We start from the raw sequence: 16,651 nt of genomic DNA on the forward strand, positions 1-16,651 counted from the left end.
ATGAGTGCGAGCGCCGGCAAGCTGCGCGTCGCCCTGGTCGCCGGCGAGGCGTCGGGGGATATCCTCGGCGCCGGCCTGATGCAAGCCTTGCGCGAGCGCCATCCGAATGTCGAATTCATCGGTGTGGGTGGCCCGCGCATGCAGGCCCAGGGCCTGGTTTCCGAATTCCCCATGGAACGCCTGGCGGTCATGGGGCTGGTCGAAGTCCTGGGGCGCCTGCGTGAGCTGTTGAAGCGGCGCAAGGATCTGATCCGAACGCTGATCGCTGCCCGTCCCGATGTCTTCATCGGGATAGACGCTCCGGACTTCACCCTCGGCGTCGAGCTGAAGCTGCGCCAGGCGGGCATCCGCACCGTGCATTACGTCAGCCCCTCGGTCTGGGCCTGGCGGCAGAAGCGCGTGTTGAAGATCAAGCAGGCCTGCGACCTGATGCTCGCCCTGTTCCCCTTCGAAGCGAAGTTCTACGAAGAACATGCCGTCCCGGTGCGCTTCGTCGGGCATCCGCTGGCCAATACCATCCCGCTCGATGCTGATCGCGCGGCGGCGCGCGATCAGCTTGGGCTACCGCAGCACGCCCAGGTCGTAGCCCTGCTGCCCGGTAGCCGTGGCGGTGAGGTCGGCCGCCTGGGCGCACTCTTCCTCGATACCGCTCAGCGCCTGCTGCAACAGCGCCCCGGTATTCGCTTCGTGCTGCCTTGCGCCAGCCCGGAGCGCCGTGAGCAATTGGAGCAGATGCTGCAAGGGCGCGAATTGCCGCTGCAATTGCTCGACGGCCAGTCCCACGAGGCTTTAGCTGCGTGTGATGCGGTGCTTATCGCTTCCGGCACCGCGACCCTCGAAGCGCTGCTGTACAAGCGCCCGATGGTGGTGGCGTACAAGGTCGCCCCGCTGACTTATCGCATCCTCAAGCGTCTGGTGAAGAGCCCCTACGTCTCGCTGCCCAACCTGCTCGCCGGTCGCCTGCTGGCACCTGAGTTGATCCAGGACGCAGCGACCCCCGAGGCGCTGGTGCAGCACCTGCTGCCTTTGCTGGATGACGGCAGCGCACAAACCGAATCCTTCGACGCCATCCATCGCGCCCTGCGCCAGGATGCGTCCGCACAGGCCGCCGAGGCCGTGCTCGAGCTCGTGGAGAAACACTGATGCAGATGGGCCTGGACTTCACCCTGGTCGAGGACCTGGTTGCCGGCGTCGACGAGGTGGGCCGCGGCCCGCTTTGCGGGCCGGTGGTGACTGCTGCGGTGATTCTCGATCCCGCGCGTCCGATCCAGGGGCTGAACGATTCCAAGAAGCTCAGCGAGGCCAAGCGCGAGGCGCTGTTCGACGAGATTCGCGAGAAGGCCCTGGCCTGGTGCATCGCCCGTGCCGAAGTCGAGGAGATCGACCAGCTGAACATCCTGCACGCCACCATGCTGGCCATGCAGCGTGCGGTTGAAGGCCTGTCCGTCACGCCCAAGTTGGCGTTGATCGACGGCAACCGCTGCCCGAAGCTCAAGGTGCCGGCGGCACCTGTGGTCAAGGGCGACGCTAGCGTTCCGGCGATTGCCGCCGCCTCGATCCTGGCCAAGGTCGCGCGCGATCGTGAAATGGCCGAGATGGAAGTGCTTTATCCCGGCTACGGCATCGGTGGGCACAAGGGCTACCCGACCCCGGTACACCTGGAAGCGCTCAGGCGCCTGGGCCCGACGCCGATCCATCGGCGCTCCTTCGGTCCCGTGCGCGAGTTGCTCGAGACCCCGAACGGACTGATCTGAGGCCGCACGGCGGCATTGGCGATCTGAAGCCTGTAGCTTTGCGGAAGGGGCCGGTACAATCGGCCGCTTATCGTTTCCGCGTTGCATAGGACCGTCATGACCGCCTCCTTCGTCCACCTGCGTCTGCATACCGAGTACTCCCTGGTCGACGGCCTGGTCCGGGTCAAGCCCCTGTGCAAGGCGGTGGCCGGTGCGGGCATGCCGGCGGTGGCGGTCACCGACCAGAGCAACATGTGCTCGCTGGTGAAGTTCTACAAGACGGCAATGGGCGCCGGGATCAAGCCGATCTGCGGCGCCGACATCTGGCTGGCCAACCGCGACGACGAAGGCCCGCTGAGCCGCCTGAGCCTGCTGGCGATGAACGCCAAGGGCTACCGCAATCTCACCGAGCTCATCTCCCGCGGCTGGCAGCACGGCCAGCGCAACGGTGAGATCATCATCGAACGCGAATGGGTCCGCGAGGCTGCCGAAGGCCTGATCGCCCTGTCCGCAGCGAAAGAGGGCGAGATCGGTCATGCCCTGCTGAACGGCGAGAACGACCTGGCCGACTCGCTGCTCGCCGAGTGGATGGAAGTCTTCCCCGATCGCTTCTACCTGGAAGTGCAGCGCACCAGCCGGGCATACGACGAAGAACACCTGCATGCCGCCGTGGCCCTGGCCGAACGCAGCGGCGCGCCGCTGGTCGCCACCAACGACGTGCGTTTCATCAAGCCCGAGGACTTCGAGGCCCACGAGACCCGCGTATGCATCGGTGAAGGCCGCGCACTGGACGATCCGCGCCGCTCGCGCAACTTCTCCGACCAGCAGTACCTGAAGACCCCGGCGGAAATGGCCGAGCTGTTCAGCGACCTGCCCGAGGCGCTGGAAAACACCGTCGAGATCGCCAAGCGCTGCAACATCGAAGTGCAGCTGGGCAAATACTTCCTGCCCAACTTCCCGATCCCCTTCGAAGGGATGGACATCAACGAATACCTTCGCCATGTCTCCTACGAGGGCCTGGAGGAGCGCCTGGCGGTGCTCTGGCCGAAGGAGACCACGCCGGACTACGAAGCCAAGCGGCAGATCTACATCGACCGCCTGGAGTTCGAGCTGGGCACCATCATCCAGATGGGCTTCCCCGGCTACTTCCTGATCGTGATGGACTTCATCAAGTGGGCCAAGAACAACGGCGTGCCCGTGGGCCCCGGCCGGGGCTCGGGTGCCGGCTCGCTGGTAGCCTACGTGCTGAAGATCACCGATCTCGATCCGCTGGCCTATGACCTGCTGTTCGAGCGCTTCCTCAACCCCGAACGTATCTCCATGCCCGACTTCGACGTGGACTTCTGCATGGAGGGCCGCGACCGGGTAATCGACTACGTGGCCGGTGCCTACGGGCGCAACGCGGTGAGCCAGATCATCACCTTCGGCTCCATGGCTGCCAAGGCGGTGGTGCGCGACGTGGCGCGGGTGCAGGGCAAGTCCTACGGGCTGGCCGACAAACTGTCGAAAATGATTCCTTTCGAAGTCGGCATGACCCTGGAAAAGGCCTACGAGCAGGAAGAGATGCTCCGCGACTTCCTCAAGTCCGACGAGGAAGCCCAGGAAATCTGGGACATGGCCCTGAAGCTCGAAGGCATCACCCGCGGTACCGGCAAGCACGCCGGCGGCGTGGTGATCGCGCCGACCAAACTCACCGACTTCGCGCCCATCGCTTGCGATGAAGAGGGTGCCGGCCTGGTGACCCAGTACGACAAGGACGACGTGGAGGCCGCCGGCCTGGTGAAGTTCGACTTCCTCGGCCTGCGTACGCTGACCATCATCAAGTGGGCGATGGAGATCATCCACCGCATCCAGCGCAAGAACGGCGACGACAACCTGGTCGACATCGACCGTATCCCGCTGGACGACAAGAAGACCTACGACCTGTTGCAGAAGGCGGAAACCACCGCGGTCTTCCAGCTTGAATCGCGCGGCATGAAGGAGCTGATCAAGAAGCTCAAGCCGGACTGCCTGGAAGACCTGATCGCACTGGTGGCGCTGTTCCGTCCCGGTCCGCTGCAGTCGGGCATGGTGGACGACTTCATCAACCGTAAGCACGGTCGCGAGGAAATCTCCTATCCGCACCCGGACTACCAGTACGCGGGCCTCGAGCCGGTCCTGAAGCCGACCTACGGCATCATCCTGTACCAGGAACAGGTGATGCAGATCGCCCAGGTCATGGCCGGCTACACCCTCGGCGGCGCGGACATGCTGCGTCGAGCCATGGGCAAGAAGAAGCCCGAGGAGATGGCCAAGCAGCGCGGCGGCTTCATCGAAGGCTGCGCCAACAACGGCATCGATGCGAACCTCGCGGGCAACATCTTCGACCTGGTGGAAAAGTTCGCCGGCTATGGCTTCAACAAGTCGCACTCGGCCGCCTATGGCCTGGTCTCCTACCAGACCGCCTGGCTGAAGACCCACTGGGCAGCCCCCTTCATGGCTGCGGTACTCACCGCGGATATGCAGAACACCGACAAGGTGGTGACGCTGATCGAAGAATGCCGGCACATGAAGCTGCGCATCGTGGCGCCGGATGTGAACAACTCCGAATTCCGCTTCACCGTCGACGACGACAACCAGATCGTCTACGGCCTCGGCGCGATCAAGGGCGTCGGTGAAGGTCCGGTGGAAGCCATCACCGAATGCCGCAATGAGGGTGGGCCGTTCAAGGACCTGTTCGACTTCTGCGACCGCGTCGACCTCAAGCGGATCAACAAACGAACTCTCGAGGCGCTGATCCGCGCCGGTGCGCTGGATCGCCTGGGCCCGTACTTCCATGACGAGGTCAAGGCCTACCAGGCCAACGTCGACCGCAACCGCGCGGTGTTGCTGGCGTCCATGGAGGAAGCCATCAAGGCCGCCGAGCAAACCTCGCGCAGCCATGACAGCGGCCACATGGACCTGTTCGGCGGACTCTTCGCCGAGCCGGAAGCGGACGTCTATGCCAACCATCGCAAGGCCAAGGAGCTGACCCTCAAGGAGCGGCTGAAGGGCGAGAAAGACACCCTCGGCCTCTACCTTACCGGTCACCCGATCGACGAGTACGAAGGTGAGGTCCGCCGCTTCGCCCGCCAGCGCATCGTCGAGCTCAAGCCCGCGCGCGACACCCAGACGGTGGCCGGCCTGATCGTCAACCTGCGAGTGATGAAGAACAAGCGCGGCGACAAGATGGGCTTCGTCACCCTCGACGACCGTTCCGGACGCATCGAAGCCTCGCTGTTCGCCGAGGCCTTCGCCGCCAACCAGGGCCTGCTGCAGACCGACGCCATGGTGGTGATCGAGGGCGAAGTAAGCCAGGACGACTTCTCCGGCGGCCTGCGCCTGCGCGCCAAGCGCGTCATGGGCCTCGAAGAGGCGCGCACTGCGCTGGCCGAAAGCCTGCGGGTGAAGGTCGCCGCCGATGCCCTCAAGGGCGACCGCCTGCGCTGGCTGGCCGAGCTTTGCGGGCGTCATCGCGGCAACTGCCCGGTGACCGTCGACTACAGTTCCAGCGACGCGCGCGCCCTGTTGCAGTTCGGCGAGGAATGGAAGATCGACCCGGCCGACAGTCTGATTCAGGCATTGCGTGACCAGTTCGGACGAGACAACGTCTTCCTCAACTACCGCTAGCGCGAGCGATGGCCAAGAGCCTCGTTCCCGCCAGCCTCGACCCTGGGCGCCCGATACCGTAAGGTAGGGCGCCAAACGGACCAGGCCCAGCCGCCATCAGCACGACGGATAGCCCATGAACCCGAATTTCCTCGATTTCGAACAGCCGATCGCCGACATGCAAGCCAAGATCGAAGAGCTTCGGCTGGTCGGCAACGACAACTCGATCAACATCAGCGACGAGATCTCCCGCCTGGAAGACAAGAGCCGGGCGCTGACCGAGAACATCTTCGGCAACCTGAGCAGCTGGCAGATCGCCCAGCTCGCCCGCCATCCGCGCCGCCCCTACACCCTCGACTACATCGAGCACATCTTCACCGAGTTCGAAGAGCTGCACGGCGACCGTCACTTCGCCGATGATGCCGCGATCGTCGGCGGCGTGGCTCGCCTGGGCGAGCAGCCGGTGATGGTCATCGGCCATCAGAAAGGCCGCGAAGTGCGCGAGAAAGTGCGCCGCAACTTCGGCATGCCGCGTCCGGAAGGCTACCGCAAGGCTTGCCGCCTGATGGAAATGGCCGAACGCTTCAAGATGCCGATCCTGACCTTCATCGACACCCCCGGCGCCTACCCGGGTATCGACGCCGAAGAACGCGGCCAGAGCGAGGCCATCGCCTGGAACCTGCGCGTCATGGCGCGCCTGAAGACCCCGATCATCGCCACCGTCATCGGTGAGGGTGGTTCCGGCGGTGCGCTGGCCATCGGTGTCTGCGACAACCTGAACATGCTGCAGTACTCCACCTACGCGGTGATCTCGCCGGAAGGCTGTGCCTCGATCCTCTGGCGTACCGCAGAGAAGGCGCCTGAAGCCGCAGAGGCCATGGGCATCACCGCGGCGCGCCTGAAGGACCTGGGTATCGTCGACACCGTGATCCCGGAGCCACTGGGCAGCGCCCACCGCGATCCGGCTGCCGCCGCGCAGAACATCCGTACCGCCATCGAGTCGCAACTGGCCATGCTCAAGGGCCTGAGCATCGACAAGCTGCTGGAGCGCCGCTACGAGCGCCTGATGAGCTACGGCATCGCCTGATTGCTCGCCGCGCCTTCGGGCGCGGGCCGGTCAGCGAAGAGGGCGGAACCTGCGAGGGTTCCGCCCTTCGCATTTCTGGCGACCGGCCGCCTCGTTTATGCTTGCCGGCATTGCTTATCCACAGCCCGATTTCCTGCCATGTCCCTGGAATCCCGACTGCTGATTGCCCTGACTCCCTGGCGCCACGCTCGCGCCTGGCGGGTTGGGCTGTCCGGCGGCCTGGATTCCGTCGTCTTGCTGCGCGCGCTGGCGCGTCTCGCCGAGAAGGAAGTATTGCCGCCAATCTCGGCCATTCATGTGCATCACGGTCTACAGGCCGTTGCGGATGACTGGCCGGCGCACTGTCAGGCGCTCTGCGATGAGCTGGGTGTGCCGCTGATCGTCGAGCGGGTCAAGGTCGAGCAGGGGGCAAGCCTCGAACAGCAGGCGCGCCGGGCGCGATATGCAGCCTTCGAAAAACATCTGGAGGAAGGCGAGTTTCTGCTAACCGCTCAACATCGCGACGACCAGGCCGAGACATTGCTCTTCCGCCTGCTGCGAGGTGCTGGTGTTCGCGGGCTGGCGGGCATTCCCGCTGTACGGCGGCTGGGGAGAGGGTCGCTGCTGCGCCCCTTGCTGGATGTCTCGCGTACGGAGCTTGAAAGCTACGCCCGCGAACAGGGCCTGCAGTGGGTCGAAGATCCATCCAATGGCAATACCGAATTCGCTCGCAACTTCATGCGCCAGAGAGTCTTGCCGATGCTCGCGGAGCGTTGGCCGCAAGCCTCGGCCAATCTGGCTCGCAGCGCTGCGCATCTGGCCGAAGCGGAGTCGTTGCTGAACGAGATGGCCATGCAGGACCTGGCTCTTGCCGATGTCTCGACGGCGTTCGACTGGTTACCTCTGCCTTCTTTGCAATTGGAGCCCTTGCGCAAACTAAGCGAGCCACGTCAGCGCAACGCGCTGCGCCATTGGTTGGCGCCTTTGACGCCGATGCCTGACAGCGCCCATTGGGCGAGCTGGCAGACGCTGCGCGATGCGGCCGGCGATGCTGTGCCCGTCTGGCGCCTGGGGGGAGGGGAGCTGCATCGCTGTGGTGATCGGCTCTGGTGGTTGTCCGGTCTCTGGCTGCACACCGTCGAAGGTGAAATGCAGTGGAGTGTTCCGACACAGCCACTCGTGCTGCCCGGAAATGGCGAGCTGCACCTGGACGGACTGCCGCCGGTCGGCTCGCTGCGGGTGACCTATCGTCGCGGTGGCGAGCGGCTGGAACTAGCCATGCGCGGCCGCCGTGATCTCAAACGGCTGCTCAATGAAAGCGCCTTGCCGCCGTTCGTTCGAAGCCGTCTGCCGCTGCTCTGGCGCGGCGATGAGCTGCTTGGCGTGGCCAATCTGCCAGCCCTGGTTCGGACGGGTGAGCAGGGCTGGCGCCTGCGCTGGATACCGCCGACGAATGACCCGGGTTTGAGCTGAAACGCCCTTTCCGGTAGACTACGCTCCCGTCTTGTACCGCTCCTGCCGATTCCCCCGGAATCAGCGGGAGTTCGCTATTTTAAGCGGCATGCGCCGCGGTTTGGGCCGCGGCCCATTCATCGCTTCCCCGGCGGCACAGCCGCCTAAACGCTGACATTCAGGGCTTTTCATGACGCGCTACATCTTCGTCACGGGTGGTGTTGTTTCTTCATTGGGGAAAGGCATCGCCTCGGCTTCCTTGGCTGCCATTCTGGAAGCGCGTGGCTTGAAGATCACGATGCTCAAGCTGGATCCGTACATCAACGTCGATCCGGGCACCATGAGCCCGTTCCAGCACGGTGAGGTGTTCGTCACCCACGACGGCGCCGAGACCGACCTCGACCTGGGCCACTACGAGCGCTTCGTGCGCACCACGATGACCCAGAACAACAACTTCACCACCGGCCGCGTCTACATGGACGTGCTGCGCAAGGAGCGCCGTGGCGACTACCTGGGCGCCACCGTGCAGGTGATCCCGCACATCACCGACGAGATCAAGCGTCGCATCATCAAGGGCGCCGGCGATGCCGACGTGGCCCTGGTTGAAGTCGGCGGTACCGTCGGCGACATCGAGTCGCAGCCGTTCCTCGAGGCGATCCGCCAGCTGCGCGTGGAAATCGGTTCGCGCCGCGCGATGCTGATGCACCTGACCCTGGTGCCGTACATCGCCACCGCTGGCGAGACCAAGACCAAGCCGACCCAGCACTCGGTGAAGGAACTGCGCTCCATCGGCCTGCAGCCGGACGTGCTGATCTGCCGTTCCGACCACCCGGTGGACGTGTCCTCGCGCCGCAAGATCGCGCTCTTCACCAACGTGGAAGAGCGCGCGGTCATCTCGCTGGAAGACGTCGACACCATCTACCGTATCCCGTCCGTACTGCACGCCCAGGGTCTGGACGACATCGTCGTCGAGCGCTTCGGCCTGGAGTGCGGTCCGGCTGACCTGTCCGAGTGGGACCGCGTGGTCGACGCCAAGCTCAACCCCGAGCGTGAAGTCACCATCGCCATGGTTGGCAAGTACATGGAACTGCTCGACGCCTACAAGTCGCTGATCGAAGCCATGACCCACGCCGGCATCCAGAGCCGCACCAAGGTCAACCTGCGCTACATCGACTCCGAAGACATCGAGCAACAAGGCACCAGTCTGCTCGAAGGCGCTGACGCCATCCTGGTTCCGGGTGGCTTCGGCCTGCGCGGCGTGGAAGGCAAGATCACCGCCGTGCAATACGCCCGCGAGAAGAAGCTGCCGTACCTGGGCATCTGCCTCGGCATGCAGGTCGCGGTCATCGAGTACGCCCGCAACGTGCTGGGCTGGAAAGACGCCAACTCCACCGAGTTCGACAAGTCCAGCGGCCACCCGGTCGTCGGCCTGATCACCGAATGGCAAGACTCCACCGGTGCCACCGAAGTGCGCACCGAGGCTTCCGACCTGGGCGGCACCATGCGCCTGGGCGCCCAGGAGTGTCAGCTGGAGCCGGGCACCCTGGTGCACGATTGCTACGGCAAGGACGTGATCGTCGAGCGTCACCGCCACCGCTATGAAGTGAACAACAACCTGCTGCCGCAACTGCAGGCTGCCGGCCTGAAGATTTCCGGTCGCTCCGGCGACGGCGCGCTGGTCGAAGTGGTCGAGTCGCCGGATCACCCGTGGTTCGTCGCCTGCCAGTTCCACCCGGAGTTCACCTCCACCCCGCGTGATGGCCACCCGCTGTTCAGCGGCTTCGTCAACGCTGCCCTGAAGCACGCCGGGAAGGCCTGAGCATGACCCAGAAGATCATCCGCGTCGGCGACATCCAGATCGGCAACGAACTGCCGTTCGTGCTGTTCGGCGGCATGAACGTGCTGGAGTCGCGCGACCTGGCCATGCAGGTCTGCGAAGAGTACGTGCGGGTTACCGAGAAGCTCGGTATCCCTTACGTGTTCAAGGCCAGCTTCGACAAGGCCAACCGCTCCTCGATCAACTCCTTCCGGGGTCCGGGGATGGAAGAGGGGCTGAAGATCTTCGAAGAGATCAAGCAGACCTTCAAGGTTCCGGTCATCACCGACGTCCACGAGCCCTACCAGGCTGCTCCGGTGGCGGAGGTGTGCGACATCATCCAGCTGCCGGCCTTCCTGTCCCGGCAGACTGACCTGGTCGTGGCGATGGCCAAGACCAACGCGGTGATCAACATCAAGAAGGCTCAGTTCCTCGCGCCCCAGGAGATGAAACACATCCTGACCAAGTGCGAGGAAGCCGGTAACGACCAGCTGATCCTTTGCGAGCGCGGTTCGAGCTTCGGCTACAACAACCTGGTCGTCGACATGCTCGGCTTCGGCATCATGAAGCAGTTCGGCTACCCGGTGTTCTTCGACGTGACCCACGCCCTGCAGATGCCGGGCGGTCGCGCCGATTCCGCTGGCGGCCGCCGCGCCCAGGTCACCGACCTGGCCAAGGCCGGCATGAGCCAGGGCCTGGCCGGCCTGTTCCTCGAAGCCCATCCGGATCCCGAACATGCAAAATGCGACGGCCCGTGTGCGCTGCGTCTGAACAAGCTCGAAGCGTTCCTGTCCCAGCTCAAGCAGTTGGACGACCTGGTGAAGAGTTTCCCCGTAATCGAGACTGCCTGAGTCTCACCAGCCCGCCCCGTTTTTCTTTTCTTCGGAGTGTTAACAACAATGGCAAAGATCGTCGACATCAAGGGCCGTGAGGTCCTGGACTCCCGCGGCAACCCCACCGTTGAAGCGGACGTGATCCTGGACAACGGCATCGTCGGCAGCGCCTGCGCCCCGTCCGGTGCTTCCACCGGTTCCCGCGAGGCTCTCGAACTGCGCGATGGCGACAAGAGCCGTTACCTGGGCAAGGGCGTGCTGAAAGCCGTGGCCAACGTCAATGGCCCGATTCGCGACCTGCTGCTGGGCAAGGACGCGGCTGACCAGAAGGCTCTGGATCACGCGATGATCGAGCTCGACGGTACCGAGAACAAAGGCAATCTGGGCGCCAACGCCATCCTGGCTGTCTCCCTGGCCGCCGCCAAGGCTGCCGCTCAGGCCAAAGGCGTGCCGCTGTACGCGCACATCGCCGATCTGAACGGCACCCCGGGCCAGTACTCCATGCCGGTTCCGATGATGAACATCATCAACGGCGGCGAGCACGCCGATAACAACGTCGACATCCAGGAGTTCATGGTTCAGCCGGTTGGCGCCAAGAACTTCGCCGACGCACTGCGCATGGGCGCCGAGATCTTCCATCACCTGAAAGCCGTGCTGAAGGCCCGTGGCCTGAACACCGCTGTCGGTGACGAAGGCGGCTTCGCACCGAACCTGGCTTCCAACGAAGACGCCCTGGCCGCCATCGCCGAAGCCGTCGCCAACGCCGGCTACAAGCTGGGCGAAGACGTCACCCTGGCTCTGGACTGCGCCTCCTCCGAGTTCTTCAAGGACGGCAAGTACGACCTGGAAGGCGAGGGCAAGGTGTTCAGCGCCGAAGGTTTCGCCGACTACCTGGCCGGCCTGACCCAGCGCTACCCGATCATCTCCATCGAAGACGGCATGGACGAGTCCGACTGGGCTGGCTGGAAAGTGCTGACCGACAAGATCGGCGAGAAGGTGCAACTGGTCGGCGACGACCTGTTCGTAACCAACACCAAGATCCTCAAGCGCGGTATCGAAGAGAAGATCGGCAACTCGATCCTGATCAAGTTCAACCAGATCGGCTCGCTGACCGAGACCCTGGAAGCCATCCAGATGGCCAAGGCCGCCGGCTTCACCGCGGTGATCTCGCACCGCTCCGGCGAAACCGAAGACAGCACCATCGCTGACCTGGCTGTCGGCACCGCTGCCGGCCAGATCAAGACCGGTTCGCTGTGCCGTTCCGACCGCGTGTCCAAGTACAACCAGCTGCTGCGCATCGAAGAGCAGCTGGGCGCCAAGGCGCCGTACCGTGGCCGCGCGGAATTCCGCGGCTGACGCTAGTCTGGTACGGTGAAGGGGTGGCAGGAGCCACCCCTTCGCATATGGAGTCCTGAAGTGCGTCTGAGTCGCCTGCGTAGCCCCTACTGGCTATTCCTCGTGCTGAGCCTCGCTCTCGCCGGCCTGCAGTATCGCCTGTGGGTAGGTGAAGGCAGCCTGGCGCAGGTGCGCGACTTGCAGAAGCAGATCGCCGATCAGCAGGGCGAGAACGAGCGCCTGCTGGAGCGCAACCGCATCCTCGAGGCCGAGGTGGCGGAGCTCAAGAAAGGCACCGAGACGGTCGAGGAGCGTGCCCGCCACGAACTCGGCATGATCAAGGACAAGGAAACCCTCTACCAGCTGGCCCAATGAAATTCCGCGACATTTCCCTTCCCGCCTTCTGGGCCGTGATTCCGGCCGCGGGCATCGGTTCGCGCATGCGCGCCGACCGTCCCAAGCAGTACCTCGACCTCGCCGGTCGCAGCATCCTCGAACATACCCTCGACTGCTTCCTCGGCCATCCGATGCTGAAGGGGCTGGTACTCTGTCTTGCCGCGGATGATCCGTGGTGGCCGGGCCTGGGCTGTGCCGACGATCCACGCATCGTGCGAGCCGAAGGTGGTCGCGAGCGCGCCGATTCCGTGCTCAATGGCCTGCTGAAGCTGAACGAGCTGGGCGCCGGAAGCGACGATTGGGTGCTGGTGCATGATGCGGCGCGTCCCAACCTGAGTCGCGGCGATCTCGATCGCCTGCTCGACGAGTTGGGCAACGATCCGGTGGGCGGCCTGCTCGGCATTCCCGCACGGGATACCCTCAAGCGCGTAGGCGAAGACGGCCGAGTGCTGGAAACCGTGGATCGCAGCGTCGTCTGGCAAGCCTATACCCCGCAGATGTTCCACCTGGGCGCGCTGCACCGCGCGCTGGCCGACGCCCTGGTTGCCGAAGCGGCAATCACCGACGAGGCATCGGCCATGGAGTGGGCGGGCTATGCACCGCGCATGGTCGAAGGCCGCGCGGATAACCTCAAGGTGACGACCCCCGAAGACCTGCAGCGCTTGCAGCAAACTTTCAGCAGGCGCTGAGGCTGGACATGAAGCGCCTCGCGATGTTCCTGCCCAGGCTCGAAGGCGTTCTGCACCGAATGTTGCGCTGGGCCGGAGACGGCTGGAAGTTGCCCTGGCTGTGCTTGGGGCTGGCCCTCGTCGGCACCCTGTTCGCCATCTACCCCATCACCTCCGTGGTGGTGCCGGCAGTCCTGCTGGTGCCACGGCGTTGGCTGGGCATCGCATTGTTCTGTGCGCTGGGAAGCAGTCTGGGGGCGCTGTTGCTGATGATCGTTGCCCACCACATGGGCTGGGCCAGCCTCTACGCTCACTTCCCGCAGATGTTGCAGGACCCGACCTGGCAGCGGGTGATGGACTGGACCCACAGCTACCACTTGCTGGCACTCTTCCTCGTATCCATCTCGCCGCTACCGCAGACGCCTGCGTTGGTGGTGCTGGCCAACGCCCCGCTGGACTATCCAGGCGCGCTACTGGTGGTCTTCGTCGGCAAGCTGCTCAAGTACGGCCTCTTCGCCTGGGTCGGTTCGCGTTTCCCAGCGCATATCCATGACTTCCTGCATCGCCACGGTCGGCATGCTGGCGCCGACGATTCGGCCCGGAGCCACTAGCGGCGTTGGACTCAAGCCGTTCCTGGATGAATGCGTTGCAGGCCATCCTTCAGGAAGTCCACCAATTGGCGAACCTTCGGCGACAGATGCCGCTGCTGCGGATAAAGCGCCCACACCGCGGTGTTTGGCGGCTGATGTTCCTCTAGCAGCGAGACGAGGCGGCCTCGCTGCAGATGCTCGAGCACGTAGTAGTCCGGCAACTGGCATAGGCCAAAGCTGCGCAGAGCGGCATCGAGTACTGCTTGTCCACTATTGCAGCGCCAGTTGCCCTGGACGCGGTGCTGGGTTTCCCGGCCATTCTCGAGGAAGGTCCAGATGTCGCTGCTGCCGATCAGGCAATTGTGCTGCGGCAATTCGGCCGGCGACTGCGGCGCGCCGTGCCGTGCCAGGTATTCGGGCGTGGCGCAGAGATACATGACTCGCGGCGCGATGCGCGTGGCCACCAGCCGCGAATCGCTGAGGCGCCCGAGGCGGATGGCCAGGTCAAAACCTTCGTGGAGCAGGTCGAGTTGCCGGTTGGATAGTTCCATCTCGACGCGCAGTTGCGGGTAGTCGGCCATGAAGGCGTTCACCAGCGGCACCACGAAGCGCTCGCCGTAAGCGACGGCGCAGGTCATGCGCAGCAGGCCCTTGGGTTCGGCGGAGAGGTCGCTGACCGCGCGCAGTGCCTCGTCGCGGGCATCCTGCAGGCGCTGGCAGTGCTGGAGGAACGTCTGCCCGGCTTCACTCAGCGAGACACGGCGGGTGCTGCGATAGAGAAGGCGTGTCTGCATGCGTTCTTCCAGCCGCGCAATCTGCCGGCTGACATGCGAGGAGGAGACGCCCAGGCGTTCGGCCGCCGCGGTGAACTGGCCGGTTTCCGCTACGGCGACGAATTCGTCGAGCCCTTCCCAGCGATTCATCTGTATTGTCCCTGTATGGCAATAATATTTTGATTATTGCCTGATTATTCCCTGGCAGGCACTTTTCTACACTTTCAAGGCTGTATCCCGTGCATCTGCCGGGCAGCCGAATTCCCGCCGGCGCCGTTTGCCGGCCGCTTCCGCCCAGCGGCGGGAGCCCACGCATCAATCCGCCAGGAGTTTCGAGATGATCAAGTCCCGTGCCGCCGTCGCCTTCGCCCCCAATCAGCCGCTGCAGGTTGTAGAGGTCGACGTGGCGCCGCCGAAGAAGGGTGAGGTGCTGGTTCGCATCGTCGCCACCGGGGTCTGCCACACCGACGCCTACACCCTGTCCGGTCAGGATTCCGAAGGCGTGTTCCCGTGCATCCTCGGCCATGAAGGTGGCGGCATCGTCGAAGCGGTGGGCGAGGGGGTTACTTCGCTGCAGGTCGGCGATCACGTGATCCCGCTGTACACCGCCGAATGCCGCGAGTGCAAATTCTGCAAATCCGGCAAGACCAACCTCTGCCAGGCCGTGCGCGCCACCCAGGGCAAGGGCCTGATGCCCGACGGCACCACGCGCTTCTCCTACAACGGCCAGCCGATCTACCACTACATGGGCTGCTCGACCTTCTCCGAGTACACCGTGCTGCCGGAAATCTCCCTGGCCAAGATCCCGAAAGAGGCGCCGCTGGAGAAGGTCTGCCTGCTCGGCTGCGGCGTCACCACCGGTATCGGTGCCGTGCTCAACACCGCCAAGGTCACCGAGGGCTCCACCGTGGCCATCTTCGGCCTTGGCGGCATCGGTCTGGCGGCGATCATCGGCGCCAAGATGGCCAAGGCCTCGCGGATCATCGCCATCGACATCAACCCGGCCAAGTTCGACATCGCCAAGGAGCTGGGCGCAACTGACTTCGTCAATCCGAAAGACCACAGCAAGCCGATCCAGGACGTCATCGTCGAGATGACCGACGGCGGCGTGGACTACTCCTTCGAGTGCGTCGGCAACGTGCAACTGATGCGCGCGGCCCTGGAGTGCTGCCACAAGGGCTGGGGCGAGTCGACCATCATCGGTGTCGCCGGCGCCGGCCAGGAGATCAGCACCCGGCCGTTCCAGCTGGTCACCGGTCGCGTCTGGCGCGGTTCGGCGTTCGGCGGCGTGAAAGGTCGTACCGAGCTGCCCAGCTACGTGGAAAAGGCGCAGAAGGGTGAAATCCCTCTGGATACCTTCATCACCCACACCATGGGCCTGGACAAGATCAACGAGGCCTTCGATCTGATGCATGAAGGCAAGAGCATCCGTTCGGTCATCCACTACTGATGGGACGGCCGGAGCGCCGCCAGCGCTCCGGCCCTGAAGGAAGGAGGTTCCCATGGCGGAATCCATCGAGCTGATCAGCAGCCAGAAAAGCTTCGACGGTTGGCACCAGCGTTATCGCCACCGCTCCGAAGTGCTCGGCTGCGACATGGTGTTCGCCGTCTACCTGCCGCCCCAGGCCGAGCCCGAGGCGGGGCTGCCAGTGCTCTACTGGCTCTCGGGGCTGACGTGCACCGACGAGAACTTCATGCAAAAGGCCGGTGCCCAGCGCATGGCTGCCGAACTTGGCCTGGTGCTTGTGGCGCCGGACACCAGCCCGCGGGGCCCGGACGTGCCGGGCGATCCCGACGGCGCGTGGGATTTCGGCCTTGGCGCGGGTTTCTACGTCAACGCCACCCAGGAACCCTGGGCGCGCCACTACCGCATGCACGACTACGTGGTGCACGAACTGCCGGCGCTGATCGAGGACAACTTCCCCGTATCACATCGCCGCGGTATTGCCGGCCACTCCATGGGTGGACACGGTGCGCTGGTCTGCGCCTTGCGCAATCCGGGACGCTATCAGTCGCTGTCGGCTTTCGCGCCGATCAGCCATCCAAGCGATTGCCCCTGGGGGCAGAAAGCCCTCGGTCGTTTCCTCGGTAAAGACCGAGCGGCCTGGGCCGAATGGGACGCCTGCGAGTTGCTGGCGAAGGCCAGCGAGCGCCTGCCGATCCTCGTCGACCAGGGCGAGCGCGACGACTTCCTGGCTACGCAGCTCAAGCCCGAGGCCCTGCGCCAGGCGGCGGAGGCGGTGGGGCACCCGCTGAATCTGCGTCTGCACCCGGGGTATGACCACAGCTACTACTTCATCGCCAGCTTCATCGATGACCACCTGCGACACCACGCGCAAGCACTGACAGCGCCGGCCTGACA

14 protein-coding genes are annotated in these 16,651 nt (G+C 64.5%); 13 read left to right on the forward strand and 1 reads right to left on the reverse strand.

The annotated features are described in order from the left end of the window. The 11 genes from lpxB to PKB_RS06130 all read left to right on the forward strand — a co-directional run bounded on the left by lpxB (position 1) and on the right by PKB_RS06130 (position 13,537). A complete protein-coding gene (gene lpxB, locus PKB_RS06080; protein WP_043249926.1) occupies positions 1-1,143 on the forward strand; it encodes a lipid-A-disaccharide synthase in 1,143 nt (380 codons plus the stop codon). Then, entirely contained in the window at positions 1,143-1,754 is a 612-nt protein-coding gene (rnhB, locus tag PKB_RS06085) for a ribonuclease HII (RefSeq protein ID WP_043249927.1), read from the forward strand. Before lpxB ends, rnhB begins: the two co-directional genes overlap by 1 nt. 96 nt (positions 1,755-1,850) lie before the next feature. Continuing rightward, positions 1,851-5,381 carry a DNA polymerase III subunit alpha gene (gene dnaE / locus PKB_RS06090; protein WP_043249929.1) on the forward strand — a complete coding sequence of 1,177 codons (3,531 nt, stop codon included), beginning with the start codon at positions 1,851-1,853 and terminating at the stop codon, positions 5,379-5,381. Between the two features lie 115 nt (positions 5,382-5,496). Continuing rightward, positions 5,497-6,447 (forward strand): acetyl-CoA carboxylase carboxyltransferase subunit alpha, encoded by a 951-nt coding sequence (locus PKB_RS06095; protein WP_043249930.1) that lies wholly within the window; start codon positions 5,497-5,499, stop codon positions 6,445-6,447. Between the two features lie 138 nt (positions 6,448-6,585). Next, positions 6,586-7,899, forward strand: a complete 1,314-nt coding sequence (gene tilS / locus PKB_RS06100; RefSeq protein WP_043249931.1) for a tRNA lysidine(34) synthetase TilS — start codon at positions 6,586-6,588, stop codon at positions 7,897-7,899. Between the two features lie 169 nt (positions 7,900-8,068). Continuing rightward, positions 8,069-9,697 carry a CTP synthase gene (locus PKB_RS06105; RefSeq protein ID WP_043249932.1) on the forward strand — a complete coding sequence of 543 codons (1,629 nt, stop codon included), beginning with the start codon at positions 8,069-8,071 and terminating at the stop codon, positions 9,695-9,697. A 2-nt stretch (positions 9,698-9,699) separates the two neighbouring features. Next, entirely contained in the window at positions 9,700-10,545 is an 846-nt protein-coding gene (kdsA, locus tag PKB_RS06110) for a 3-deoxy-8-phosphooctulonate synthase (protein ID WP_043249933.1), read from the forward strand. Between the two features lie 48 nt (positions 10,546-10,593). Then, positions 10,594-11,883 (forward strand): phosphopyruvate hydratase, encoded by a 1,290-nt coding sequence (gene eno, locus PKB_RS06115; RefSeq protein WP_043249934.1) that lies wholly within the window; start codon positions 10,594-10,596, stop codon positions 11,881-11,883. A 75-nt stretch (positions 11,884-11,958) separates the two neighbouring features. Then, entirely contained in the window at positions 11,959-12,237 is a 279-nt protein-coding gene (gene ftsB / locus PKB_RS06120) for a cell division protein FtsB (protein WP_197539265.1), read from the forward strand. Continuing rightward, the gene (ispD, locus tag PKB_RS06125; RefSeq protein WP_043249935.1) at positions 12,234-12,947 is read left to right on the forward strand and encodes a 2-C-methyl-D-erythritol 4-phosphate cytidylyltransferase; all 714 of its coding nucleotides are present in this window, start codon (positions 12,234-12,236) and stop codon (positions 12,945-12,947) included. The genes ftsB and ispD overlap by 4 nt, the downstream gene beginning before the upstream one ends. An 8-nt stretch (positions 12,948-12,955) precedes the next feature. Continuing rightward, positions 12,956-13,537: a hypothetical protein gene (locus PKB_RS06130; RefSeq protein ID WP_043249936.1), complete on the forward strand. Its 582-nt coding sequence runs from the start codon at positions 12,956-12,958 to the stop codon at positions 13,535-13,537. Positions 13,538-13,548: 11 nt separating this feature from the next. Here the strand turns inward: PKB_RS06130 and PKB_RS06135 are convergent, their stop codons facing one another. Further along, a complete protein-coding gene (locus PKB_RS06135; protein ID WP_043249937.1) occupies positions 13,549-14,439 on the reverse strand; it encodes a LysR substrate-binding domain-containing protein in 891 nt (296 codons plus the stop codon). A gap of 187 nt (positions 14,440-14,626) precedes the next feature. Between PKB_RS06135 and PKB_RS06140 the strand changes: the two genes are divergently transcribed. Beyond that, the gene (locus PKB_RS06140; RefSeq protein ID WP_043249938.1) at positions 14,627-15,739 is read left to right on the forward strand and encodes an S-(hydroxymethyl)glutathione dehydrogenase/class III alcohol dehydrogenase; all 1,113 of its coding nucleotides are present in this window, start codon (positions 14,627-14,629) and stop codon (positions 15,737-15,739) included. Positions 15,740-15,791: 52 nt separating this feature from the next. Beyond that, complete coding sequence (gene fghA / locus PKB_RS06145) at positions 15,792-16,649, forward strand: S-formylglutathione hydrolase (protein ID WP_043249939.1); 858 nt, start codon at positions 15,792-15,794, stop codon at positions 16,647-16,649. Positions 16,650-16,651 lie beyond the last annotated feature (2 nt).

It is taken from the genome of Pseudomonas knackmussii B13, assembly GCF_000689415.1.
Taxonomy (GTDB): Bacteria; Pseudomonadota; Gammaproteobacteria; order Pseudomonadales; family Pseudomonadaceae; genus Pseudomonas; species Pseudomonas knackmussii.

Excerpts from the sequence above, each read along its gene's own strand:
- lpxB (WP_043249926.1), top strand. The coding sequence starts at position 1 with ATGAGTGCGAGCGCCGGCAAGCTGCGCGTCGCCCTGGTCGCCGGCGAG.
- rnhB (WP_043249927.1), top strand. The coding sequence starts at position 1,143 with ATGCAGATGGGCCTGGACTTCACCCTGGTCGAGGACCTGGTTGCCGGC.
- dnaE (WP_043249929.1), top strand. The coding sequence starts at position 1,851 with ATGACCGCCTCCTTCGTCCACCTGCGTCTGCATACCGAGTACTCCCTG.
- PKB_RS06095 (WP_043249930.1), top strand. The coding sequence starts at position 5,497 with ATGAACCCGAATTTCCTCGATTTCGAACAGCCGATCGCCGACATGCAA.
- tilS (WP_043249931.1), top strand. The coding sequence starts at position 6,586 with ATGTCCCTGGAATCCCGACTGCTGATTGCCCTGACTCCCTGGCGCCAC.
- PKB_RS06105 (WP_043249932.1), top strand. The coding sequence starts at position 8,069 with ATGACGCGCTACATCTTCGTCACGGGTGGTGTTGTTTCTTCATTGGGG.
- kdsA (WP_043249933.1), top strand. The coding sequence starts at position 9,700 with ATGACCCAGAAGATCATCCGCGTCGGCGACATCCAGATCGGCAACGAA.
- eno (WP_043249934.1), top strand. The coding sequence starts at position 10,594 with ATGGCAAAGATCGTCGACATCAAGGGCCGTGAGGTCCTGGACTCCCGC.
- ispD (WP_043249935.1), top strand. The coding sequence starts at position 12,234 with ATGAAATTCCGCGACATTTCCCTTCCCGCCTTCTGGGCCGTGATTCCG.
- PKB_RS06130 (WP_043249936.1), top strand. The coding sequence starts at position 12,956 with ATGAAGCGCCTCGCGATGTTCCTGCCCAGGCTCGAAGGCGTTCTGCAC.
- PKB_RS06135 (WP_043249937.1), bottom strand. The coding sequence starts at position 14,439 with ATGAATCGCTGGGAAGGGCTCGACGAATTCGTCGCCGTAGCGGAAACC.
- PKB_RS06140 (WP_043249938.1), top strand. The coding sequence starts at position 14,627 with ATGATCAAGTCCCGTGCCGCCGTCGCCTTCGCCCCCAATCAGCCGCTG.
- fghA (WP_043249939.1), top strand. The coding sequence starts at position 15,792 with ATGGCGGAATCCATCGAGCTGATCAGCAGCCAGAAAAGCTTCGACGGT.